This is a genomic window from Ideonella dechloratans (assembly GCF_021049305.1).
GTDB lineage: Bacteria > Pseudomonadota > Gammaproteobacteria > Burkholderiales > Burkholderiaceae_C > Ideonella > Ideonella dechloratans.
In genome coordinates this window covers 689,247-704,977 of record NZ_CP088081.1, presented here as the reverse complement: position 1 = coordinate 704,977, position 15,731 = coordinate 689,247, and the positions used below count along the sequence as shown (strand labels likewise).

17 protein-coding genes are annotated in these 15,731 nt (G+C 70.2%); 4 read left to right on the top strand and 13 right to left on the bottom strand.

The window, feature by feature from the left end; translation table 11 throughout:
* Positions 1–92: 92 nt before the first annotated feature.
* The 11 genes from LRM40_RS03245 to LRM40_RS03195 form a co-directional block, all read right to left on the bottom strand.
* Entirely contained in the window at positions 93–1,406 is a 1,314-nt protein-coding gene (locus tag LRM40_RS03245) for an FAD-dependent oxidoreductase (protein WP_022981354.1), read from the bottom strand.
* Positions 1,407–1,430: 24 nt separating this feature from the next.
* Positions 1,431–2,528: an electron transfer flavoprotein subunit alpha/FixB family protein gene (locus LRM40_RS03240; protein ID WP_151123827.1), complete on the bottom strand. Its 1,098-nt coding sequence runs from the start codon at positions 2,526–2,528 to the stop codon at positions 1,431–1,433.
* A gap of 124 nt (positions 2,529–2,652) precedes the next feature.
* Entirely contained in the window at positions 2,653–3,501 is an 849-nt protein-coding gene (locus tag LRM40_RS03235; protein ID WP_151123828.1) for an electron transfer flavoprotein subunit beta/FixA family protein, read from the bottom strand.
* A 27-nt stretch (positions 3,502–3,528) separates the two neighbouring features.
* Entirely contained in the window at positions 3,529–3,906 is a 378-nt protein-coding gene (gene nifW, locus LRM40_RS03230; RefSeq protein WP_151123829.1) for a nitrogenase stabilizing/protective protein NifW, read from the bottom strand.
* 18 nt (positions 3,907–3,924) lie between these two features.
* Complete coding sequence (gene nifV, locus LRM40_RS03225) at positions 3,925–5,115, bottom strand: homocitrate synthase (protein ID WP_151123830.1); 1,191 nt, start codon at positions 5,113–5,115, stop codon at positions 3,925–3,927.
* A 472-nt stretch (positions 5,116–5,587) separates the two neighbouring features.
* The gene (gene fdx / locus LRM40_RS03220) at positions 5,588–5,977 is read right to left on the bottom strand and encodes an ISC system 2Fe-2S type ferredoxin (RefSeq protein ID WP_151123831.1); all 390 of its coding nucleotides are present in this window, start codon (positions 5,975–5,977) and stop codon (positions 5,588–5,590) included.
* A gap of 37 nt (positions 5,978–6,014) precedes the next feature.
* The gene (gene hscA, locus LRM40_RS03215) at positions 6,015–7,973 is read right to left on the bottom strand and encodes a Fe-S protein assembly chaperone HscA (RefSeq protein WP_151123832.1); all 1,959 of its coding nucleotides are present in this window, start codon (positions 7,971–7,973) and stop codon (positions 6,015–6,017) included.
* Between the two features lie 117 nt (positions 7,974–8,090).
* Positions 8,091–8,414 (bottom strand): iron-sulfur cluster assembly protein IscA, encoded by a 324-nt coding sequence (gene iscA / locus LRM40_RS03210; RefSeq protein WP_022981361.1) that lies wholly within the window; start codon positions 8,412–8,414, stop codon positions 8,091–8,093.
* An 11-nt stretch (positions 8,415–8,425) separates the two neighbouring features.
* A complete protein-coding gene (erpA, locus tag LRM40_RS03205; protein WP_151123833.1) occupies positions 8,426–8,845 on the bottom strand; it encodes an iron-sulfur cluster insertion protein ErpA in 420 nt (139 codons plus the stop codon).
* 57 nt (positions 8,846–8,902) lie between these two features.
* Positions 8,903–9,328: a Fe-S cluster assembly scaffold IscU gene (gene iscU / locus LRM40_RS03200; protein ID WP_151123834.1), complete on the bottom strand. Its 426-nt coding sequence runs from the start codon at positions 9,326–9,328 to the stop codon at positions 8,903–8,905.
* Between the two features lie 30 nt (positions 9,329–9,358).
* Complete coding sequence (locus LRM40_RS03195; RefSeq protein ID WP_151123835.1) at positions 9,359–10,573, bottom strand: IscS subfamily cysteine desulfurase; 1,215 nt, start codon at positions 10,571–10,573, stop codon at positions 9,359–9,361.
* A gap of 283 nt (positions 10,574–10,856) precedes the next feature.
* Here LRM40_RS03195 and LRM40_RS03190 point away from each other — a divergent pair, with 283 nt between their 5' ends.
* Positions 10,857–11,351, top strand: a complete 495-nt coding sequence (locus tag LRM40_RS03190) for a hypothetical protein (protein ID WP_151123836.1) — start codon at positions 10,857–10,859, stop codon at positions 11,349–11,351.
* Positions 11,352–11,376: 25 nt separating this feature from the next.
* Here the strand turns inward: LRM40_RS03190 and LRM40_RS03185 are convergent, their stop codons facing one another.
* Positions 11,377–11,730 carry a hypothetical protein gene (locus tag LRM40_RS03185; RefSeq protein WP_151123837.1) on the bottom strand — a complete coding sequence of 118 codons (354 nt, stop codon included), beginning with the start codon at positions 11,728–11,730 and terminating at the stop codon, positions 11,377–11,379.
* A gap of 135 nt (positions 11,731–11,865) precedes the next feature.
* Between LRM40_RS03185 and LRM40_RS03180 the strand changes: the two genes are divergently transcribed.
* From LRM40_RS03180 to LRM40_RS03165, 3 genes are all read left to right on the top strand, one after another.
* Complete coding sequence (locus LRM40_RS03180; protein ID WP_151123838.1) at positions 11,866–12,693, top strand: TOBE domain-containing protein; 828 nt, start codon at positions 11,866–11,868, stop codon at positions 12,691–12,693.
* An 89-nt stretch (positions 12,694–12,782) separates the two neighbouring features.
* Positions 12,783–13,976, top strand: a complete 1,194-nt coding sequence (locus LRM40_RS21430) for a tetratricopeptide repeat protein (protein WP_151123839.1) — start codon at positions 12,783–12,785, stop codon at positions 13,974–13,976.
* Positions 13,977–14,070: 94 nt separating this feature from the next.
* On the top strand, positions 14,071–14,874 hold the full coding sequence (locus tag LRM40_RS03165) for a ProQ/FINO family protein (protein WP_231067701.1): 804 nt from the start codon (positions 14,071–14,073) through the stop codon (positions 14,872–14,874).
* Here LRM40_RS03165 and LRM40_RS03160 read toward each other — a convergent pair.
* Positions 14,792–15,694 (bottom strand): ion transporter, encoded by a 903-nt coding sequence (locus LRM40_RS03160; RefSeq protein WP_231067700.1) that lies wholly within the window; start codon positions 15,692–15,694, stop codon positions 14,792–14,794. The two genes, LRM40_RS03165 and LRM40_RS03160, sit on opposite strands and share 83 nt — an antisense overlap.
* Positions 15,695–15,731 lie beyond the last annotated feature (37 nt).

Below are 15,731 nucleotides of genomic sequence, written 5' to 3'. Positions count from 1 at the left end.
GGCCTCCAAAGTGCGCCGGGCCGCCCCAAGCACTTTGGAGACCCCCTCGGGGGGTGGTCTGCGGGGTACCCGCAGACCGGGGGTCCACAGGTTCAGCGGAAGGCGCGCCAGAACTTGAAGGCGTCGCTCACCAGGCCGGTGAGGCGGCGGGCACCCTTGAAGCTGCCGAGGATCTCGCGCTCCTTGGTCTTCTTGTCCACGCCATCGACGGTGAACATCGTCTTGGCCGCGCGGTTGATCAGCTCGGGGTAGGTGGTGAAGAACTGCGGCGTGGTGTGCAGCACATCCGGCATCGCCTTGTACTTCTTCAGGTCCTTCATCACGAAGGACTCGTCCATCTTGGTCTTGTAGAGCTTGAGGTTGGCCTCGGTGGGCGCCTTGTTGCCCTGCTTGAGCGCCACGATGGTCTCGCCGGCCAGACGGCCGCTGGTCATGGCCAGGTTGGAGCCCTCGCGGTGCACCGCGTTGACGAAGCCGCCCGAGTCACCCACGATGATCCAGCCGTTGCCGTAGATCTTGGGCACCGCGTTGTAGCCGCCCTCGGGGATCAGGTGGGCGGCGTATTCCTTCATCTCGCCGCCTTCGATCAGCGGGGCGATGCTGGGGTGGGCCTTGAGCTTTTCCAGCAGGGCGTAGGGGCTGGTGCGGTTCGGGTTGGCCTTGAAGTCCGACAGCAGGCAGCCGATGCCAATGGTCAACGAGTCCTTGTTGGTGTAGAGGAAGCCGGTGCCGACCATGCCCTCGGTGACCTTGCCCATCAGCTCGATCACCACGCCCTCTTCGTCCTTGATGTTGAAGCGCTGCTGGATGACTTCCTCGGGCAGGAAGAGGATTTCCTTGACGGCCAGGGCCACGTTCTTGGCCTGCAACTCGGGGTGGAAGCCCGCCTTGCGCGCCAAGGTGCTGTTGACGCCATCGGCCAGCACCACCACGTCGGCATAGACCTCGCCGCCCAGGCGGTCGCAGCGCACGCCGATCACGCGGTCCTTGTCCAGCAGCAGCTCGTCCACCGTGGTTTCGCAGACCAGCAGCGCACCGGCCTCGCGCACCTTGCTCGAGAACCACTTGTCGAACTGGGCGCGGATGATGGTGTAGCGGTTGTAGGGCGGCTTGTTGTAGTCGTCGCTGCGGTAGTGGGTGCCGATGAAGCTGTCGTCATCCATCACCCAGATGCGCTGCTCGATGATGTGGCGCTCCAGCGGCGCGTCCTCGCGGAAGTCGGGGATGATCTTCTCCAGCGCATCGCTGTAGAGGATCGCGCCCTGCACGTTCTTCGAGCCCGGGTACTCGCCGCGCTCGATCTGCAGCACCTTCAGGCCGGCCTTGGCCATGGTGTAGGCGGCGGCATTGCCCGAGGCCCCGGCGCCGACGACGATGGCGTCAAACTTCTCTTTGGTAGCGGACATCGCTGTTCTCCTGAGGGATGAGGTTCAAGCCACCTTGCGGATCTGCTTGGCCAGGCGGGCCTCGAAGGCCTTGGTGAGGGCCGGCAGCACCTGCAGGGCGTTGCCGACGATGCCGAAATGGGCGAAATCGAAGATGGGCGCGTTGGCGTCGGTGTTGATGGCCACAATCACATCCGAGCTCTCCATGCCCACCCGGTGCTGGATGGCGCCGGAGATGCCCGCGGCGATGTAGAGCTTGGGCCGCACCGTCTTGCCGGTCTGGCCGACCTGGCGCTCGGCCTCCACCCAGCCGGCCTGCACCACCGGGCGGGTGGCGCCCACCTCGGCGCCCAGCACGCGGGCCAGGTCCCATACCAGCTTGAAGTTGTCCGGGTTCTTCAGGCCCTTGCCTCCCGAGACGATCACGTCGGCATAGGCCAGGTTGACCGTGTTGCGGTTGGCGTCGGGAATGAAGTCCAGCAGCTTGGTGACGATGTCGGTCTCCACCATGCCCAGCGTGGCCTCGGTGATGCTGCCGGTGCGGCTGTCATCGCGGCGCGGCATGGGCGCGGTGCGCGGGCGCATGGTGGCCATCTGTGGCCGATAGGCCAGGGTCATGATGGTGCACAGCAGGCTGCCGCCGAAGGTCGGCCGCGTGGCCGCCAGCGCGCGGGTGGTGCCGTCGATGTTCAGCTCGGTGCAGTCAGCCGTCAGGCCGGTGCCCAGTGTGGTCGCCACCGAGCCGGCCAGGTCGCGGCCCATGGTGGTGGCGCCCAGCAGCAGGATCTCGGGCTGGTACTGGTTGACCAGGTCGGTCATGCCCTTGGTGAAGGGCTCGTTGCGGTAGCCCTTGAGCACCGGGTCGCGCATCACGTAGCAGCTGTCGGCGCCGTAGGCGTAGGCTTCCTTGGCGAAGTCGTCGAGCTTCTCGTCCGGGCCGCCCATGACCACGCCGGCCACCTGCACGCCCAGCTTGTCGGCCAGCTTGCGGGCCTCGCCCATCAGCTCCCAGCTCACGGAGTGAACCTGGCCTCGGTCATGTTCGATGAAGACCCAGACGCCCTTGTAGCTCTTGAGGTGTTCGGGCAGTTCCAGGTTGCGGCCGCGGCCGGCCGGCTTCAGGGGGGGAGTGGGCGTGGTCATGTGTCCTCCAGGGCGGGCAATGCAGTGGGACGAATCAAGCGGCCGCCGCGGAACCGGCTTGGCCGGGCCGCTGGTGGCGCCCCCTTGAGGGGGCCGCCGAAGGCGGTACGGGGTGGGCCATCCGTCAGGCGGAGAGGTGGTCCACGATCTCCTGCTCCAGCATCGGGTGCTGGGTGAAGATCTTGTCGAGCAGGTTGAGCGTGACGTCGTTCAGGCTGGTGTCGGCCACGGTCATCATGTCGGCCTTCTCGCTGCGCGGCGTCGGGCCAAAGACCTTGCTCACCACGGTGGGCGAGCCCTTCAGGCCGATCTTGGTGACGTCCTCGATGCCGGCGTCGTCCTTGTTCCACTTGCGCACCTGGAAGCGCGCGGCGCGCAGCATGTCGTCCATGGTGGCGAAGCGCATCTCGTTGGTGCCTTCGAGCATGGTGATCAGGCTGGGCAGCGTGGTGTCGAGCAGCTGCACGCCGCCCTCGGCCCGGCGCTCCACCTGGATGCGACGGTTCTCCAGATCCACCTTGACGATGCGGCTGACGTAGGTCAGCAGGTTCCAGCCCAGGCGCTTGGCAATGCCGGGGCCGACCTGGGCGGTGTCGCCGTCAATGGTCTGCTTGCCGGTGAAGACCAGGTCCACCGCCTGCTCTTCGTGGATCTTCTTGATCGCCGAGGTCAGGGCGTAGGAGGTGGCCAGCGTGTCGGCACCGGCGAAGGCGCGGTCGGTCACCAGGACGGCGTCGGTGGCACCGAAGCTGATGCACTTGCGCAGCGCCTCCTCGGCCTGCGGCGGGCCCATGCACAGCATCGTCACGCGGCCGCCGAACTGGTCCTTCAGGCGCAGGGCCTCTTCCAGCGCGAACAGGTCATAGGGGTTCACGATGGCCGGCACACCCTGGCGCATGATGGTGTTGGTCACCGGGTGGACGCGGATCTGCGCCGAATCCGGCACCTGCTTGATGCAGACGACGATGTGCATGGAAGTCTCCGGTGGAGGTGGCGCGGCTCAGGCGGCGCGCAAGTTGGCGGAAGGGGTCGCGGTGGGCACGGCTTCCCGGCGCTCGGCCAGGCTGTCGCGCAGCTTCGAGAGGGACACATGCTGCTGGCCGCCGGCGTCCTGGAAGACCTTGAAGACCTTCTCGGTGGCGGCGTCGGACTGCACGAAGTCCTGGTAGGCCTGCGCCAGCAGCTCGCGGTAGCGCTGGAACATGGCCAGCTCGTCCAGACCGGCCAGGCCCTCGGCCTTGTGCAGGTACTGGTAAAAGCGCTTGAGGATGTGCAGGCGGTTCACGTTGACGACGCGCTCGTCATACGGGACGCCGAAGAAGTCGAGGAACTCGTTGGCACTGGACAGGGCCTTGAGTTGTTGGATGAAGTCGCTCATGGGTGGGTCTCCAGTCCGTCAGGCGGCCAAGCGGGTGGCGGGGTGATGGGGCGGCAGGGGGTGGGGGGCGGCGGCGTGCGCAGCTTCGGCGCGAAAGCGCAGCAGATCGACGTTCTCGGGCGGACGCTTGGTGGCCAGCACATGGGCGCGGATGCACTCCAGCAGCGCGGGCACCTCGGTGGCCTCCAGCGTCAGGCCCAGCTGGCCGTAGGCGGCGATGACCGCATGCGAGCCGCTGTGCTTGCCCAGCACCAGGGTGTGGTGGCGGCCCAGCTCGGCCGGGTCGAAGCCCTGGTAGTTGCGCGGGTCCTTGAGCAGGCCGTCCACATGGATGCCCGACTCGTGGGTGAAGACGGCTTCGCCGACGATGCTCTTGTTCTGCGCCACCGGCCGGCCGGAGGCGCGAGCCACCAGATCGGAGATGCCGGCCAGCGCGAGACCGTTGACACCGCTCTCGACCCCGTAGAGGTGGCGCATCGCCATCACCACTTCTTCCAATGCGGCGTTGCCGGCGCGCTCGCCCAGCCCGTTCACGGTGGTGCTGACATGGGTGGCCCCGGCGCGCCAGGCGGCCAGCGTGTTGGCGGTGGCCAGGCCCAGGTCGTTGTGGGCATGCATCTCAATGGCGATGTCCACCTCGCGGCGCAGCGCGCCGATGCGGTGGGCCGTCTCGAAGGGGTCGAGGACGCCCAGGGTGTCGGCGTAACGCACCCGCACCGCGCCGGCGTGCTGGGCGGCGGCGGCCACCTTGGCCAGGAAGCCATCGTCGGCCCGCGAGGCGTCCTCAAAACCGACGCTGACCAGCGCGCCGGCATCGGTGGCCCGGTGCACATGGCGGATCACGCTGGACAGCACCCAGGCCCGGTCGCGGCCCAGCTTGCGTTCGATCTGCAAATCCGACACCGGGATCGACAGGTGGACCAGATCGGCCCCGCAGCGCAGCGCGCCCTGCAGGTCGGCCTCGCACATGCGGGCCCAGACCATGGTGCGGGCCTTCAACCGCAGGCCGACGATGGCCTGGATCAGCTCGACCTCGTGCGCGCCCATGGCGGGGATGCCGATCTCCATCTCCGGCACGCCGGCGGCGTCCAGCGCCTGGGCGATGGCCAGCTTCTCCTCGTCGGTGAAGGCCACGCCAGCGGTCTGCTCACCGTCGCGCAGCGTGGTGTCGTTGATCGTGAAAGGCCAGGTCCGGTCGAAGGTGTCCATGTCGGCGTCCTCGTTGGATAGACCCCTCAACGCAAGCGGTGTGCCACCCTTCATGCCGCGCCCAATCGGTTGATTTCATTGGGTTTTTCGGCCGACCTGCCATGACCGAAGCGGCTGTGGGTTTTGTCGCGTTGCCGACAGCTGACGGCTGGCTCAGGCGGGGAGCCTGGCGACGACGGTGGGCAGCGGTGGGCGGCTGCCCGTGTCCGGGGACGTGGAGGGTGCCGAGGGATGGGGGTGGCGGGCCGGGGGGCGCGTCAGCGCGCCCTCCCCGTCTGACTCACCGTGGGTGTCTGAGCGGAGCGCGCCTGGCGCGCGCAGCGAGTTCCACGGTGCCGGCCCGCCGCGTCCAGCCCGAGGAACGTCCGAGCGAAGGCGAGGGCCACCCGATCGCCCCCGGACACGGGCAGCCGCCCACCGCCGGGCAGCGCCCTCAGCAGTCAGACCTCAGCGCAGCACGACAAGAGCTGGATCACTCCCGCGCGTGGTTCTTCGAGTATTTCGGCAGTTCCACCACCAGCGGTGTGCCGTTGAGCTTGACGCAGCAGGACAGGCGCGACTGGGCGTCCAGGCCCCAGGCGTCGTCGAGCTGGTCTTCCTCGTCCTCGTCGGCCGCCGGCAGGCCGGCCAGGCCCTCGCGGATGTGCACATGGCAGGTCGCGCAGGCACAGACCTTCTCGCAAGCGTGTTCGATCGCCACGCCGTGCTCCAGCAGCGCGTCCACCAGCTTCTGCCCGGTGCGGGCCTCGAAGGACACGCCAACCGGGCAAAGCTCCGGATGCGGCAGCACCGTCACCGCGGTAGGGGGCTTGGCCGGCTTGCTGGACGGGGATGCGGCCAGGGCGTCGGGGGTGGCGGTCATGGTTGGCTCCGGAACTGGGAACTGAAGAGAGGATCGGTCAGGCCGCCAGCCCGTGCTCGGCGGCGGTCGAGGAGGAACTGCCGAGCGCGCCGGCCAGGGTGTCCAGACGCAGGCCGGACAGGGCCTCGCGCACCCGCGCATCCATGCGGCGCGCCGCGAAGGGCGTGGTGGCCTGGTTCAGGCCTTCGGTGGCCTGGCGCAGGCGCTCGCGCATGGTGCGGTGCTCGTGCAGCGACGGGCCCTCGCCCTCGGCACATTCGGCCAGACCATCGGCCACGTCCTGCATGGCCCGCAGGATGACGAACTGTTCGCGCGCCACCAGCAGGTGGCCATCGGCATGCAGGGCGGCATCCACCGCGTCCAGCAGGCGGCGGGCGTCCACCTCGGCCTCGCGCAGCATGCGGGCGGCGGCATCGGCCTCGGCGCTCTGGATGGCCGACTGCAGCATGCCGGCCACCTCGTCGTTGGCCAGGCCATAGCTGGGTTTGACCTCGACATGGGCCTGCACGCCGGTGGTCTGCTCCTGCGCGGTCACGCTGAGCAGGCCATCGGCGTCGATCTGGAAGGTCACGCGAATGCGCGCCGCCCCTGCCACCATCGGCGGGATGCCGCGCAGCGTGAAACGCGCCAGCGAGCGGCATTCGCTGACCAGCTCGCGCTCGCCTTGCACCACATGCAGGGCCATGGCGGTCTGGCCGTCCTTGAAGGTGGTGAAGTCCTGCGCCCGCGCGGTGGGCACGGTGGAGTTGCGCGGAATGATCTTCTCGACCAGGCCGCCCATGGTCTCCACGCCCAGCGACAGCGGGCAGACGTCCAGCAGCAGCAGGCCGTTGTCGCCCACCGCCTTGTTGCCGGCCAGCTGGTCGGCCTGGATGGCCGCGCCCAGGGCCACGGCCTGGTCGGGGTCGATGCCGGTGTAGGGTTCGCGGCCGAACAGCTCGGCCACCGCGCGGCGCACCTGCAAGAGGCGGGTGGAGCCGCCGACCATCACCACGCCATCGACCTCGGCCGCCTTCAGGCCGGCATCGCGCAGCGCGCGCTTGACCGGGCCCAGCGTGCGGTCCACCAGCGGCCGGGTCAGGGTGTCGAAGGCCGCCCGGTCCAGCGAGGCGGCGAAAGCCTGGCCCTGCGCCGCGCAGGTGGCGGTCATGGTCGCGCGCTCCTGGTCGGAGAAGGCTTCCTTGGCCTGGCGGGCCGCGGCGCGCAGTGCGCCGGCATCGACCGGGCCCCAGGGCGCCGGGCACTGGGCCACGAACCAGTCCACCAGGGCCTGGTCGAAATCGTCGCCGCCCAGCTGGGCGTCGCCGTTGGTGGCCAACACCTCGAAGACGCCGCGCGACAGGCGCAGCACGCTCACGTCAAAGGTGCCGCCGCCCAGGTCGTAGACCACGTAGACGCCCTCGCTCGCGGTGTCCAGGCCGTAGGCCACGGCCGCCGCGGTGGGCTCGTTGAGCAGGCGCAGCACGGTGAGGCCGGCGGCCTGGGCGGCGTCCTTGGTGGCCTGGCGCTGCGCGTCGTCGAAATAGGCCGGCACGGTGATGACCGCGCCCACCAGCGGGCCGCCCAGGGCGGCCTCGGCACGGTCCTTCAGCGCCCGCAGCACCTCGGCGCCCACCGCCACCGGGCTTTTCACGCCGGCCACGGTGCGCACGCCCACGGCGCTCTCGCCCAGGGCTTCCAGCGCGTAGGGCACCACGCCAGGAGCAATGTCGCCCGGCGCGCGCCCAATCAGGCGCTTGGCCGAGGCGATGGTGTTGAAAGGATCCTGCGCGGCCAACGCGCGGGCGGCGTCGCCCACCGTCACCGTGCCGTCGGCCGCGTAATGGACGACCGAGGGCAGCAGGCTGCGCCCGGCCTCGTCGCTCAGCACGACCGGCACCGCGCTGCGGACCGTGGCCACCAGCGAGTTGGTGGTGCCCAGGTCGATGCCCACCGCCAGCCTGTGCTGGTGCGGCGCCGCCGCGCGACCGGGTTCAGCGATTTGCAACAGAGCCATGGTCAAGCACTCCTGGTGGTTCGCGCCTCCGTCCAGCGGCCACCGCGGAACCGGCTTGGCCGGGCCGCTGGTGGCGCCCCCTGGAGGGGGCCGCCGAAGGCGGTACGGGGTGGTCCGTCAGACTGCGAAGGACTCGCCACAGCCGCAGTTGGCCGTGGCGTTGGGGTTGTGGAACTTGAAGCCCTCGTTGAGGCCCTCGCGCACCCAGTCCAGCTCGGTGCCGTCCACCAGGGGCAGGCTCTGGGCATCGACCAGCACCTTCACGCCCTCGGTCTCGAAGACCTGGTCCTCGGGATTGGCCGCGTCGGCGAACTCCAGCGCGTAGGCATAGCCGGAGCAGCCGCTGGTCTTGACGGCCACGCGCAGGCCGATGCCGCCGCCACGCTGCGTCAGCGCCTTCTGGATCTGCTTGGCCGCCTTGGGCGTCACGCTGAGCGTCATGGCCGTCTCCTTCAGACCGAGAACGAGCTGCCGCAGCCGCAGGTGCTGGTGGCGTTCGGGTTGCGGATCACGAAGCGCGAGCCTGCCAGGCTGTCTTCGTAGTCGATCTCGGCGCCGGCCAGGTACTGCAGGCTCATCGCATCGACCAGCACCTTGATCGCGCCGCGCTCGACCTCCAGGTCGTCTTCCTTGGCAGTGTCGTCAAACGAGAAGCCGTACTGGAAGCCCGAGCAGCCGCCACCGGTGACGAAGATGCGCAGGCGCAGGTTGGGGTCGTTCTCCTCGGCCAGCAACTCGCCGACCTTGGTGACGACGGCGTCGCTGATGTGGATGGGCGGCTGACCGTCGGCAAAGGTGGGCATCACCGGCGGCGTGGCCGGGGTGCTGCTGCAGCTGCTGGCGGCGCCGTTGGGCTGGGATTGGCAGGCCATGGGAATCTCCGTGTCGGGTGGGGTGGTTCGGGGGGAACAGGCCGGGGACGGCGGGCCTCAGGCGTTGGCCGGGGCGCAGGCGGGTTGTTCCAGCGTGCCGGTTCCGCTCTTGCTGCGGTAGTCGTTGACCGCCGCCTTGATGGCGTCCTCGGCCAGGATGGAGCAGTGGATCTTCACCGGCGGCAGCGCCAGCTCCTCGGCGATCTGGGTGTTCTTGATCTCCAGCGCCTGGTCCAGCGTCTTGCCCTTGACCCATTCGGTCACCAGCGAGCTCGAGGCGATGGCCGAGCCGCAGCCGTAGGTCTTGAAGCGGGCATCCTCGATCACGCCGGTGGCGGGGTTGACCTTGATCTGCAGCTTCATCACGTCACCGCAGGCCGGCGCACCGACCATGCCGGTGCCGACGCCTTCATCGGCGGTTTCGAAGCCGCCCACATTGCGCGGGTTCTCGTAGTGGTCGATGACTTTGTCGCTGTATGCCATGGGGTGCTCCTGAAAGAGGTGAAGGTCGGGTCAGTGCTCGGCCCACTGGACCGAGTTGAGGTCGATGCCGGCCTGGTGCATGTCCCACAGGGGGCTCAGGCCGCGCAGGCGCTCCACCGTCTCGCGCACCTGGGCGGCGGCACGGTCGATGTCCTGTTCGGTGGTGAAGCGCCCCATCGAGAAGCGGATCGAGCTGTGCGCCACCTCGTCGGACAGGCCCAGGGCGCGCAGCACGTAACTCGGCTCCAGGCTGGCCGAGGTGCAGGCCGAGCCCGAGGACACCGCCACGCCCTTGATGCCCATCAGCAACGACTCGCCTTCGACGAAGGTGAAGCTCATGTTCAGGTTGTGCGGGATGCGCCGGGTCAGGTCGCCATTCACGATGACCTCGGGGATGTCGGCCAGCTTGGCCATCAGCCGGTCGCGCAGCGCCCGGATGCGCTCGTTCTCGCTGGCCATGTGCTCCTTGGCCAGGCGGTAGGCCTCGCCCATGCCGACGATCTGGTGCGTGGGCAGCGTGCCCGAGCGCATGCCGCGCTCATGGCCGCCGCCGTGCATCTGGGCCTCGATGCGCACCCGGGGCTTGCGCCGCACGTACAGCGCACCGATGCCCTTGGGGCCGTAGCTCTTGTGGGCCGACAGGCTCATCAGGTCCACGCACTGGCTGTGCATGTCCAGCGGGATCTTGCCGGTGGCCTGGGCCGCGTCCACATGGAACAGCACGCCCTTGCTGCGGCAGAGCCGGCCGATGGCGTCGATGTCCTGCACCACGCCGATCTCGTTGTTGACGGCCATCACGGAGACGAGGAGGGTGTCCGGACGCATCGCCGCCTCCAGCACCGCCAGGTCCAGCAGTCCATTGGACTGCACCGGCAGGTAGCTGACCTCGAAGCCCTCGCGCTCCAGTTCTCGCATGGTGTCCAGCACGGCCTTGTGCTCGGTCTGCACCGTGATCAGGTGCCTGCCCTTGGCCTTATGGAACTGGGCCACGCCCTTGATGGCGAGGTTGTCGGACTCGGTCGCGCCGCTGGTCCAGACGATCTCACGCGGGTCGGCGCCGATCAGCGCGGCCACATGCTCCCGGGCGATCTCCACCGCCTCTTCGGCGGCCCAGCCGTAGGCGTGGCTGCGCGAGGCCGGGTTGCCGAACTGTTCGTACAGGTAGGGGACCATGGCCTGGACCACCCGCGGGTCCACCGGCGTGGTGGCTGCGTAGTCCAGATAGATCGGCTTGGCGGTTTCCATCGTTGCGACTCCCGTGGGCTGTTCAAGCCCCAAATCGCAACCCGCGTGCCAACCTGAAGCCTCTCCGCGGAAATCTCGCAAGTCCTTGATCTGATGCGGATTTCCGACAAGACCACGTGGTCATCATGGCCTTCCGCCACATCCCTTCCCGCCCCGGCCGGCCGGGGGCTGTGTGGTTTGTCGGCTATTCGACGCGGCATGTCGTACCACGCCCCCGACTCGCCTCTGGGCACGCGCGATGGCACCCAATCTGCTTGGTGGGAGGGCATCCCAGGAGAACGTGATGAACCTGTTCACAGGCGAGGCGGCCGACGAGTTGTTCGGTGGCGAGCCGCCCGCCACCGTGCGCCCCCTGCTGACCCAGGCCCAGCAGGCCCCGCGCGAAGAGATCCCCCCGTTGCTGTGGGCCGCCCAGGCCTGCGCCCCGCAGGCCCTGTCGGTCTACTACCTGCTCTACAAGTGCCACGCCGGCCGGCGCGAGTTCACCCTGGCCGAGAAAGCCGCCCGGCTGGGACTGGCCGAGGCCGCCCGGCAGGCCGGCCTGTCCGCCGACTGGCGGGCGGTGACGCCCGGCTGCGCCGACTTTGCCGGCACCGGGGCACCGCGCTTCTGGCTGTTCACGCTCAAGGCCCTGGCCTTCATCGCGGTGCGCAGCGCCCGCCCGGACGAAGCCCGTGCCCTGCTGGACCAGATCACCCGACTGGACCCGCAGGCCAGCGTGGGCGGCGAGGTGATCGCCAGCCTGCTGGCCAGCATGGACGGCAGCCGCCCCGGATGAGGCCGGTATGCCGACCGGCCCGGACTCAGGCCGCGAAGCGGAACAGCTCGGGCTGGGACTGGCGGTACACCCGCAACCAGCTCAGCGTGGCCGGCACCAGCGAGCGCACGCCGAACCACAGGGCCTCATCGCGCGCCGGGCCCTCGTTGCGCAGGGCGATGCCCATGCCGCGCCAGCCGGCCCAGTCGATCTCGGGCATGGCCTGGGCGGCACTGCCCGGCAGGTCGCGCAGCATGGCGGCCAGCACGCCCAGCTGACGCGTCACCTCACCCCGGGTCAGGCGCGAGCCCAGCAGCTCGCCCTCTTCCAACCCCTCGGTCAGCGTCAGCACGGCCGCGCCGGCCTCTTCGATGGATCCCAACATCGCGGCGGTGATCATGCGTGCCTCCTGTCTTGTGCTGTCGCACGGGCTGAGCAGGTTTGATGCCAGGCCCGGCCCGCTAGACTGCGCCCAGGCCCTGCACCTCACCAGCCGGACCAACCCTGAGCACGCTTGCACAGATCCCCGATCCCCATGGCCTCTTCCCGACGTTCCGCCCGCCCTGCGGCCAAGCCGCCCCTGAAGGGCAGCATCTCGCTGCAGACGCCGCTGGGCGCGGTGCTCAGCGAAAGCCGCATCCGCCTGCTGGAGGCCATCGACCGGGTCGGCTCCCTCAACCGGGCCGCGCGCGAGGTGCCCCTGTCCTACAAGGCCGCCTGGGATGCGCTGGACACCATGAACCAGCATGCGCCCGAGCCCCTGGTGGTGCGCGCCACCGGCGGCGCGGGCGGCGGTGGCACCCGACTGACCGACTACGCGCGCCAGCTGGTGGCCCTGTACCGCGCCATGGAGAGTTCGCAGCAGGACATCCTCGACCGCCTGCCCGGGGTGCCCGCGGAAGGCGATGCACCGGCCCTGCGCACGCTGATCCGCCGCATGAGCATGCGCACCAGCGCGCGCAACCAGCTGGCCTGTCGTGTGCAGGGCCTGACGGACCGGGGCGGCCTGGTGGACGTGGCCCTGGACCTGGGCCAGGGCGATGTGTTCGTGGCCACCATCACCCCGGCCTCGGCCAAGTCGATGGCGCTCAAGGTCGGCGACGAACTCTATGCCCTGGTCAAGGCCCCCTGGGTGCAGCTGCGTGCAAAGGCGCCCCGGCGCCAGGCCGGCCGCAACCGGTTGGCCGGCACGCTCATGGCCTTGCAGCCCGGACGCACCCACACCGCCTGCACCCTGCAGCTGGGCGGCGGCCTGACGCTGGAGGCCACGGTGCCGAACGCCGAGGCAACGACCCTGCGACCGGGAACACCGGCCTGGGCCGAGTTCGCCACCGACAGCGCGGTGCTGGTCACCTTCGGCTGACACCTCGGGGCGGCGCCCCGATTGCGCACCGGACGGCCGGGGCCTACGATGGTCCGGCCCGCACAGGGCGGGCGCGGCAGGAGCACACCATGAGGCTGTCCTTTGCCTGCCCGGACGGTCGCGTCCGGCTCACCGCGGCGGCGCGGGCCATGCTGCTGGCCGGCAGCGTCGGCCTGGCCGGTTGCGCATCCCAGCCAGCCGCCCCGCCCCCCTCCCCTCCCTGGGAGGATGCCGCCTTCGCACCGGTGGCCGTGGACACCAGCGCCCGCGACCTCTTCGCCCTGACCCCGGAGATGCGCCACTTCCTGCGCAGCGACCTGAGCGTGCTGCTGCACATGGAAGGTCGGCAGGAGGGCCTCTACCAGGCCCTGCGCAGCCAGCGCTACCTGAAGCTCGACTACGACGCCGCCCACACCCGCACCGCGGCCGAATCCTTCCGCGACCGGGCCGGCAACTGCCTGTCCCTGGTCATCCTCTCGGCCACGCTGGCGCGCGACCTGGGCCTGTCGGTCAGCTTCCAGGAGGTGCTGGGCGAGGACAGCTGGGGCCTGTCGGGCGACTTCATCGTGGCCAGCGGCCATGTCAACCTGGTGCTGGGCCAGCGCGCCGGCGTGCTGCTGGGCGATGAGAGCCAGGCCCGGGTGGTGGACTTCCTGCCCAGCGACCGGGCGCGCGGCTACCGCACCCGCCGGGTGGGCGAGACCACCCTCGTCGCGATGTACCAGAACAACCGGGCGGCCGAGGCCTTGGTGGAAGGCCGGCTGGACGAGGCCTATGCCTGGGCCCGGGCGGCGGTGCGCACCGAGCCCCGGCGCAGCGCCAGCCTCAACACCCTGGGCGTGGTCTACCAGCGCCGCGGATTGCCGACCGCAGCGGAGCAGACCTGGCGCCTGGCCCTGGACCTGGCCCCGGACGACACCCGGGTGATGGGCAACCTGGTGGCGCTGCTGCAGGCCCAGGGGCGGCCCGAGGCGGCCCAGCCGGTGCAGGCGCGGCTGGCCCGGCTGCAGAGCCTGGCCCCCTTCACCCACTACCGGGAGGGCCTGCTGGCCGCACGCGCCGGCAACTGGCCCCGCACCCGCGACGAGATGCAGCAGGAGATCGACCGCAACCCGAACTTCCTGGAAGCCCAGGCCTGGCTGGCCCAGGCCTACCTGGCCCTGGGCGACCTGCCCGAGGCACGGCGCCATCTGCAGCGCGCCGCCGAGCTGGGCGACACCCCGGCGGACCGCTCGCTCTACGCAGCCAAGTTGGCCCGCCTGGGCCAGGTCCGGGCCCCCTGAACCGCTGGCGCCGGGCCGGGCGGCAGGGCCCCCATTCGACCGCGCCCGGCGGGATGGGCACAATCACGCCTTCGTCCTTCTTTTCCCGATGTCCATGACCTCGATGCCCACGCCGCCCGCGGCGGACCAGCCGACCCCGCCCGAGGCCGATGCCCTGGCCCCTTCTGCCGCTGCACCGGCCCCCAGCGACACGGTCGCGGACACCCCGGTCGCGGCCGCACCCGAGGCTCCGGCCGCCCCTGTGGCCGCCGCGCCGGCGATGAGTGCTGCCGAATGCGCCGAGCAGCTCAAGCAGCGCTTTCCGGCCCTGTTCGCGGGCGCACCCAAGCCGCTCAAGCTGCGCGTGCAGGCCGACATCCAGGCGCGGGCGCCCGGCGTGTTCACCAAGGCCGTGCTGTCGGCCTTCCTGCGCCGCCACACCGGTGGCACCGGCTACCTGATCGCCCTGAGCCGCGCCAGCCACCGGCTGGACCTGGACGGCCAGCCCACCGACCCGGTCAGTGACGAGCACCGCCAGGCCGCCCTGGACGAGCTGGCCCGGCGCCGCGCCATCACCCAGGCCCGGCGTGCCGAGGAGGACCAGGCCCGGCGCGACCGCGCCCACCTGCTGCGCGACTTCGAGAAGACCACGCTGACCGAGGCGAACTTCTGCGCGCTCAAGGGCCTGACGCCCGAGCAACTGCAGGCCACGCTGGCCCAGGCCCGCCAGGAAGCGGCCGAAGCCCCGCCGCGCGAGATGCGCCACGAGGGCCGCGGCCCGCGCCCGGACAGCCGGGGACCGCGGGAAGGCCGCCGCGACGGCGACCGGCCGCCGTTCAGGACGGATCGCGCTGCCAAGGGGGCAGGCGGGCCCCGCAATCGCGGCAATAACGGGCCGAAGGCAGGTGGCCCTCGCTGAGGCAGTCGGGGCAGTGGCGCGTGGTCGGCTCCTGGCCGCGACGCGCCGCGAATTCCGCGCTGACGATGCCGGTGGGCACCGCCAGCGTGCCCCAGCCCAACAGCATCATCATCGATGAGATCAGCCGCCCCAGATCGGTCTTGGGCGTGATGTCCCCGAAGCCCACGGTGGTGACCGTGGTGATGGCCCAGTAGATCGACACCGGGATGCTGGTGAAGCCGTTGGCCGGCCCCTCGACAACGTACATCAGGGTGCCCAGCACCACGGCCACCATCAGCACGAAGGTCAGGAAGACCAGGATCTTGCGCCGGGTGGCCCACAGGGCCGCCCCCAGGGCGCCGTACTCGGCCACATAGGCCCCGAGCTTGAGGATCCGGAAGATGCGCAGCAGGCGCAGCACCCGCACGTCGATCAGCGCGTGCAGCCCCGGCACCAGCACCGCCAGGTAGGTGGGCAGCACCGCCAGCAGGTCGATCACGCCGTAGAAGCTGCGCGCATAGCGCAGCGGGTGGCGCACACACAGCAGGCGCGCCAGGTACTCGGCCGTGAAGAGCAGGGTCAGGGTCCACTCCAGCACCGTCAGCAGGGTGCCGTGGCGCGCCCGGATCTCCACCACGCTGTCGGCCATCACCACGCCGATGCTCAGCAGGATCAGGCCGATCAGCGTCAGGTCGAAGGCCCGGCCGGCCCGGGTGTCGGCCTCGAAGATGACGGTGTAGAGCCGACGCCGCCAGCCCTCGTCGGGGCGGCCCAGGCGGGCCGTCAGAACATCGGCCGGACGGCCCTGCGGGGCGGACGAGGTGGGGTCGGAAACGGTCATGGCTGCGGCATCAGGGCGATCCGCAGCCAGCATAGCC

Excerpts from the sequence above, each read along its gene's own strand:
- LRM40_RS03190 (WP_151123836.1), top strand. The coding sequence starts at position 10,857 with ATGAACCTGTTCACAGGCGAGGCGGCCGACGAGTTGTTCGGTGGCGAG.
- erpA (WP_151123833.1), bottom strand. The coding sequence starts at position 8,845 with ATGGCCTGCCAATCCCAGCCCAACGGCGCCGCCAGCAGCTGCAGCAGC.
- iscU (WP_151123834.1), bottom strand. The coding sequence starts at position 9,328 with ATGGCATACAGCGACAAAGTCATCGACCACTACGAGAACCCGCGCAAT.
- nifV (WP_151123830.1), bottom strand. The coding sequence starts at position 5,115 with ATGGACACCTTCGACCGGACCTGGCCTTTCACGATCAACGACACCACG.
- fdx (WP_151123831.1), bottom strand. The coding sequence starts at position 5,977 with ATGACCGCCACCCCCGACGCCCTGGCCGCATCCCCGTCCAGCAAGCCG.
- LRM40_RS03180 (WP_151123838.1), top strand. The coding sequence starts at position 11,866 with ATGGCCTCTTCCCGACGTTCCGCCCGCCCTGCGGCCAAGCCGCCCCTG.
- LRM40_RS21430 (WP_151123839.1), top strand. The coding sequence starts at position 12,783 with ATGAGGCTGTCCTTTGCCTGCCCGGACGGTCGCGTCCGGCTCACCGCG.
- LRM40_RS03185 (WP_151123837.1), bottom strand. The coding sequence starts at position 11,730 with ATGATCACCGCCGCGATGTTGGGATCCATCGAAGAGGCCGGCGCGGCC.
- LRM40_RS03195 (WP_151123835.1), bottom strand. The coding sequence starts at position 10,573 with ATGGAAACCGCCAAGCCGATCTATCTGGACTACGCAGCCACCACGCCG.
- nifW (WP_151123829.1), bottom strand. The coding sequence starts at position 3,906 with ATGAGCGACTTCATCCAACAACTCAAGGCCCTGTCCAGTGCCAACGAG.
- LRM40_RS03160 (WP_231067700.1), bottom strand. The coding sequence starts at position 15,694 with ATGACCGTTTCCGACCCCACCTCGTCCGCCCCGCAGGGCCGTCCGGCC.
- LRM40_RS03165 (WP_231067701.1), top strand. The coding sequence starts at position 14,071 with ATGACCTCGATGCCCACGCCGCCCGCGGCGGACCAGCCGACCCCGCCC.
- LRM40_RS03240 (WP_151123827.1), bottom strand. The coding sequence starts at position 2,528 with ATGACCACGCCCACTCCCCCCCTGAAGCCGGCCGGCCGCGGCCGCAAC.
- LRM40_RS03235 (WP_151123828.1), bottom strand. The coding sequence starts at position 3,501 with ATGCACATCGTCGTCTGCATCAAGCAGGTGCCGGATTCGGCGCAGATC.
- LRM40_RS03245 (WP_022981354.1), bottom strand. The coding sequence starts at position 1,406 with ATGTCCGCTACCAAAGAGAAGTTTGACGCCATCGTCGTCGGCGCCGGG.
- iscA (WP_022981361.1), bottom strand. The coding sequence starts at position 8,414 with ATGACGCTCAGCGTGACGCCCAAGGCGGCCAAGCAGATCCAGAAGGCG.
- hscA (WP_151123832.1), bottom strand. The coding sequence starts at position 7,973 with ATGGCTCTGTTGCAAATCGCTGAACCCGGTCGCGCGGCGGCGCCGCAC.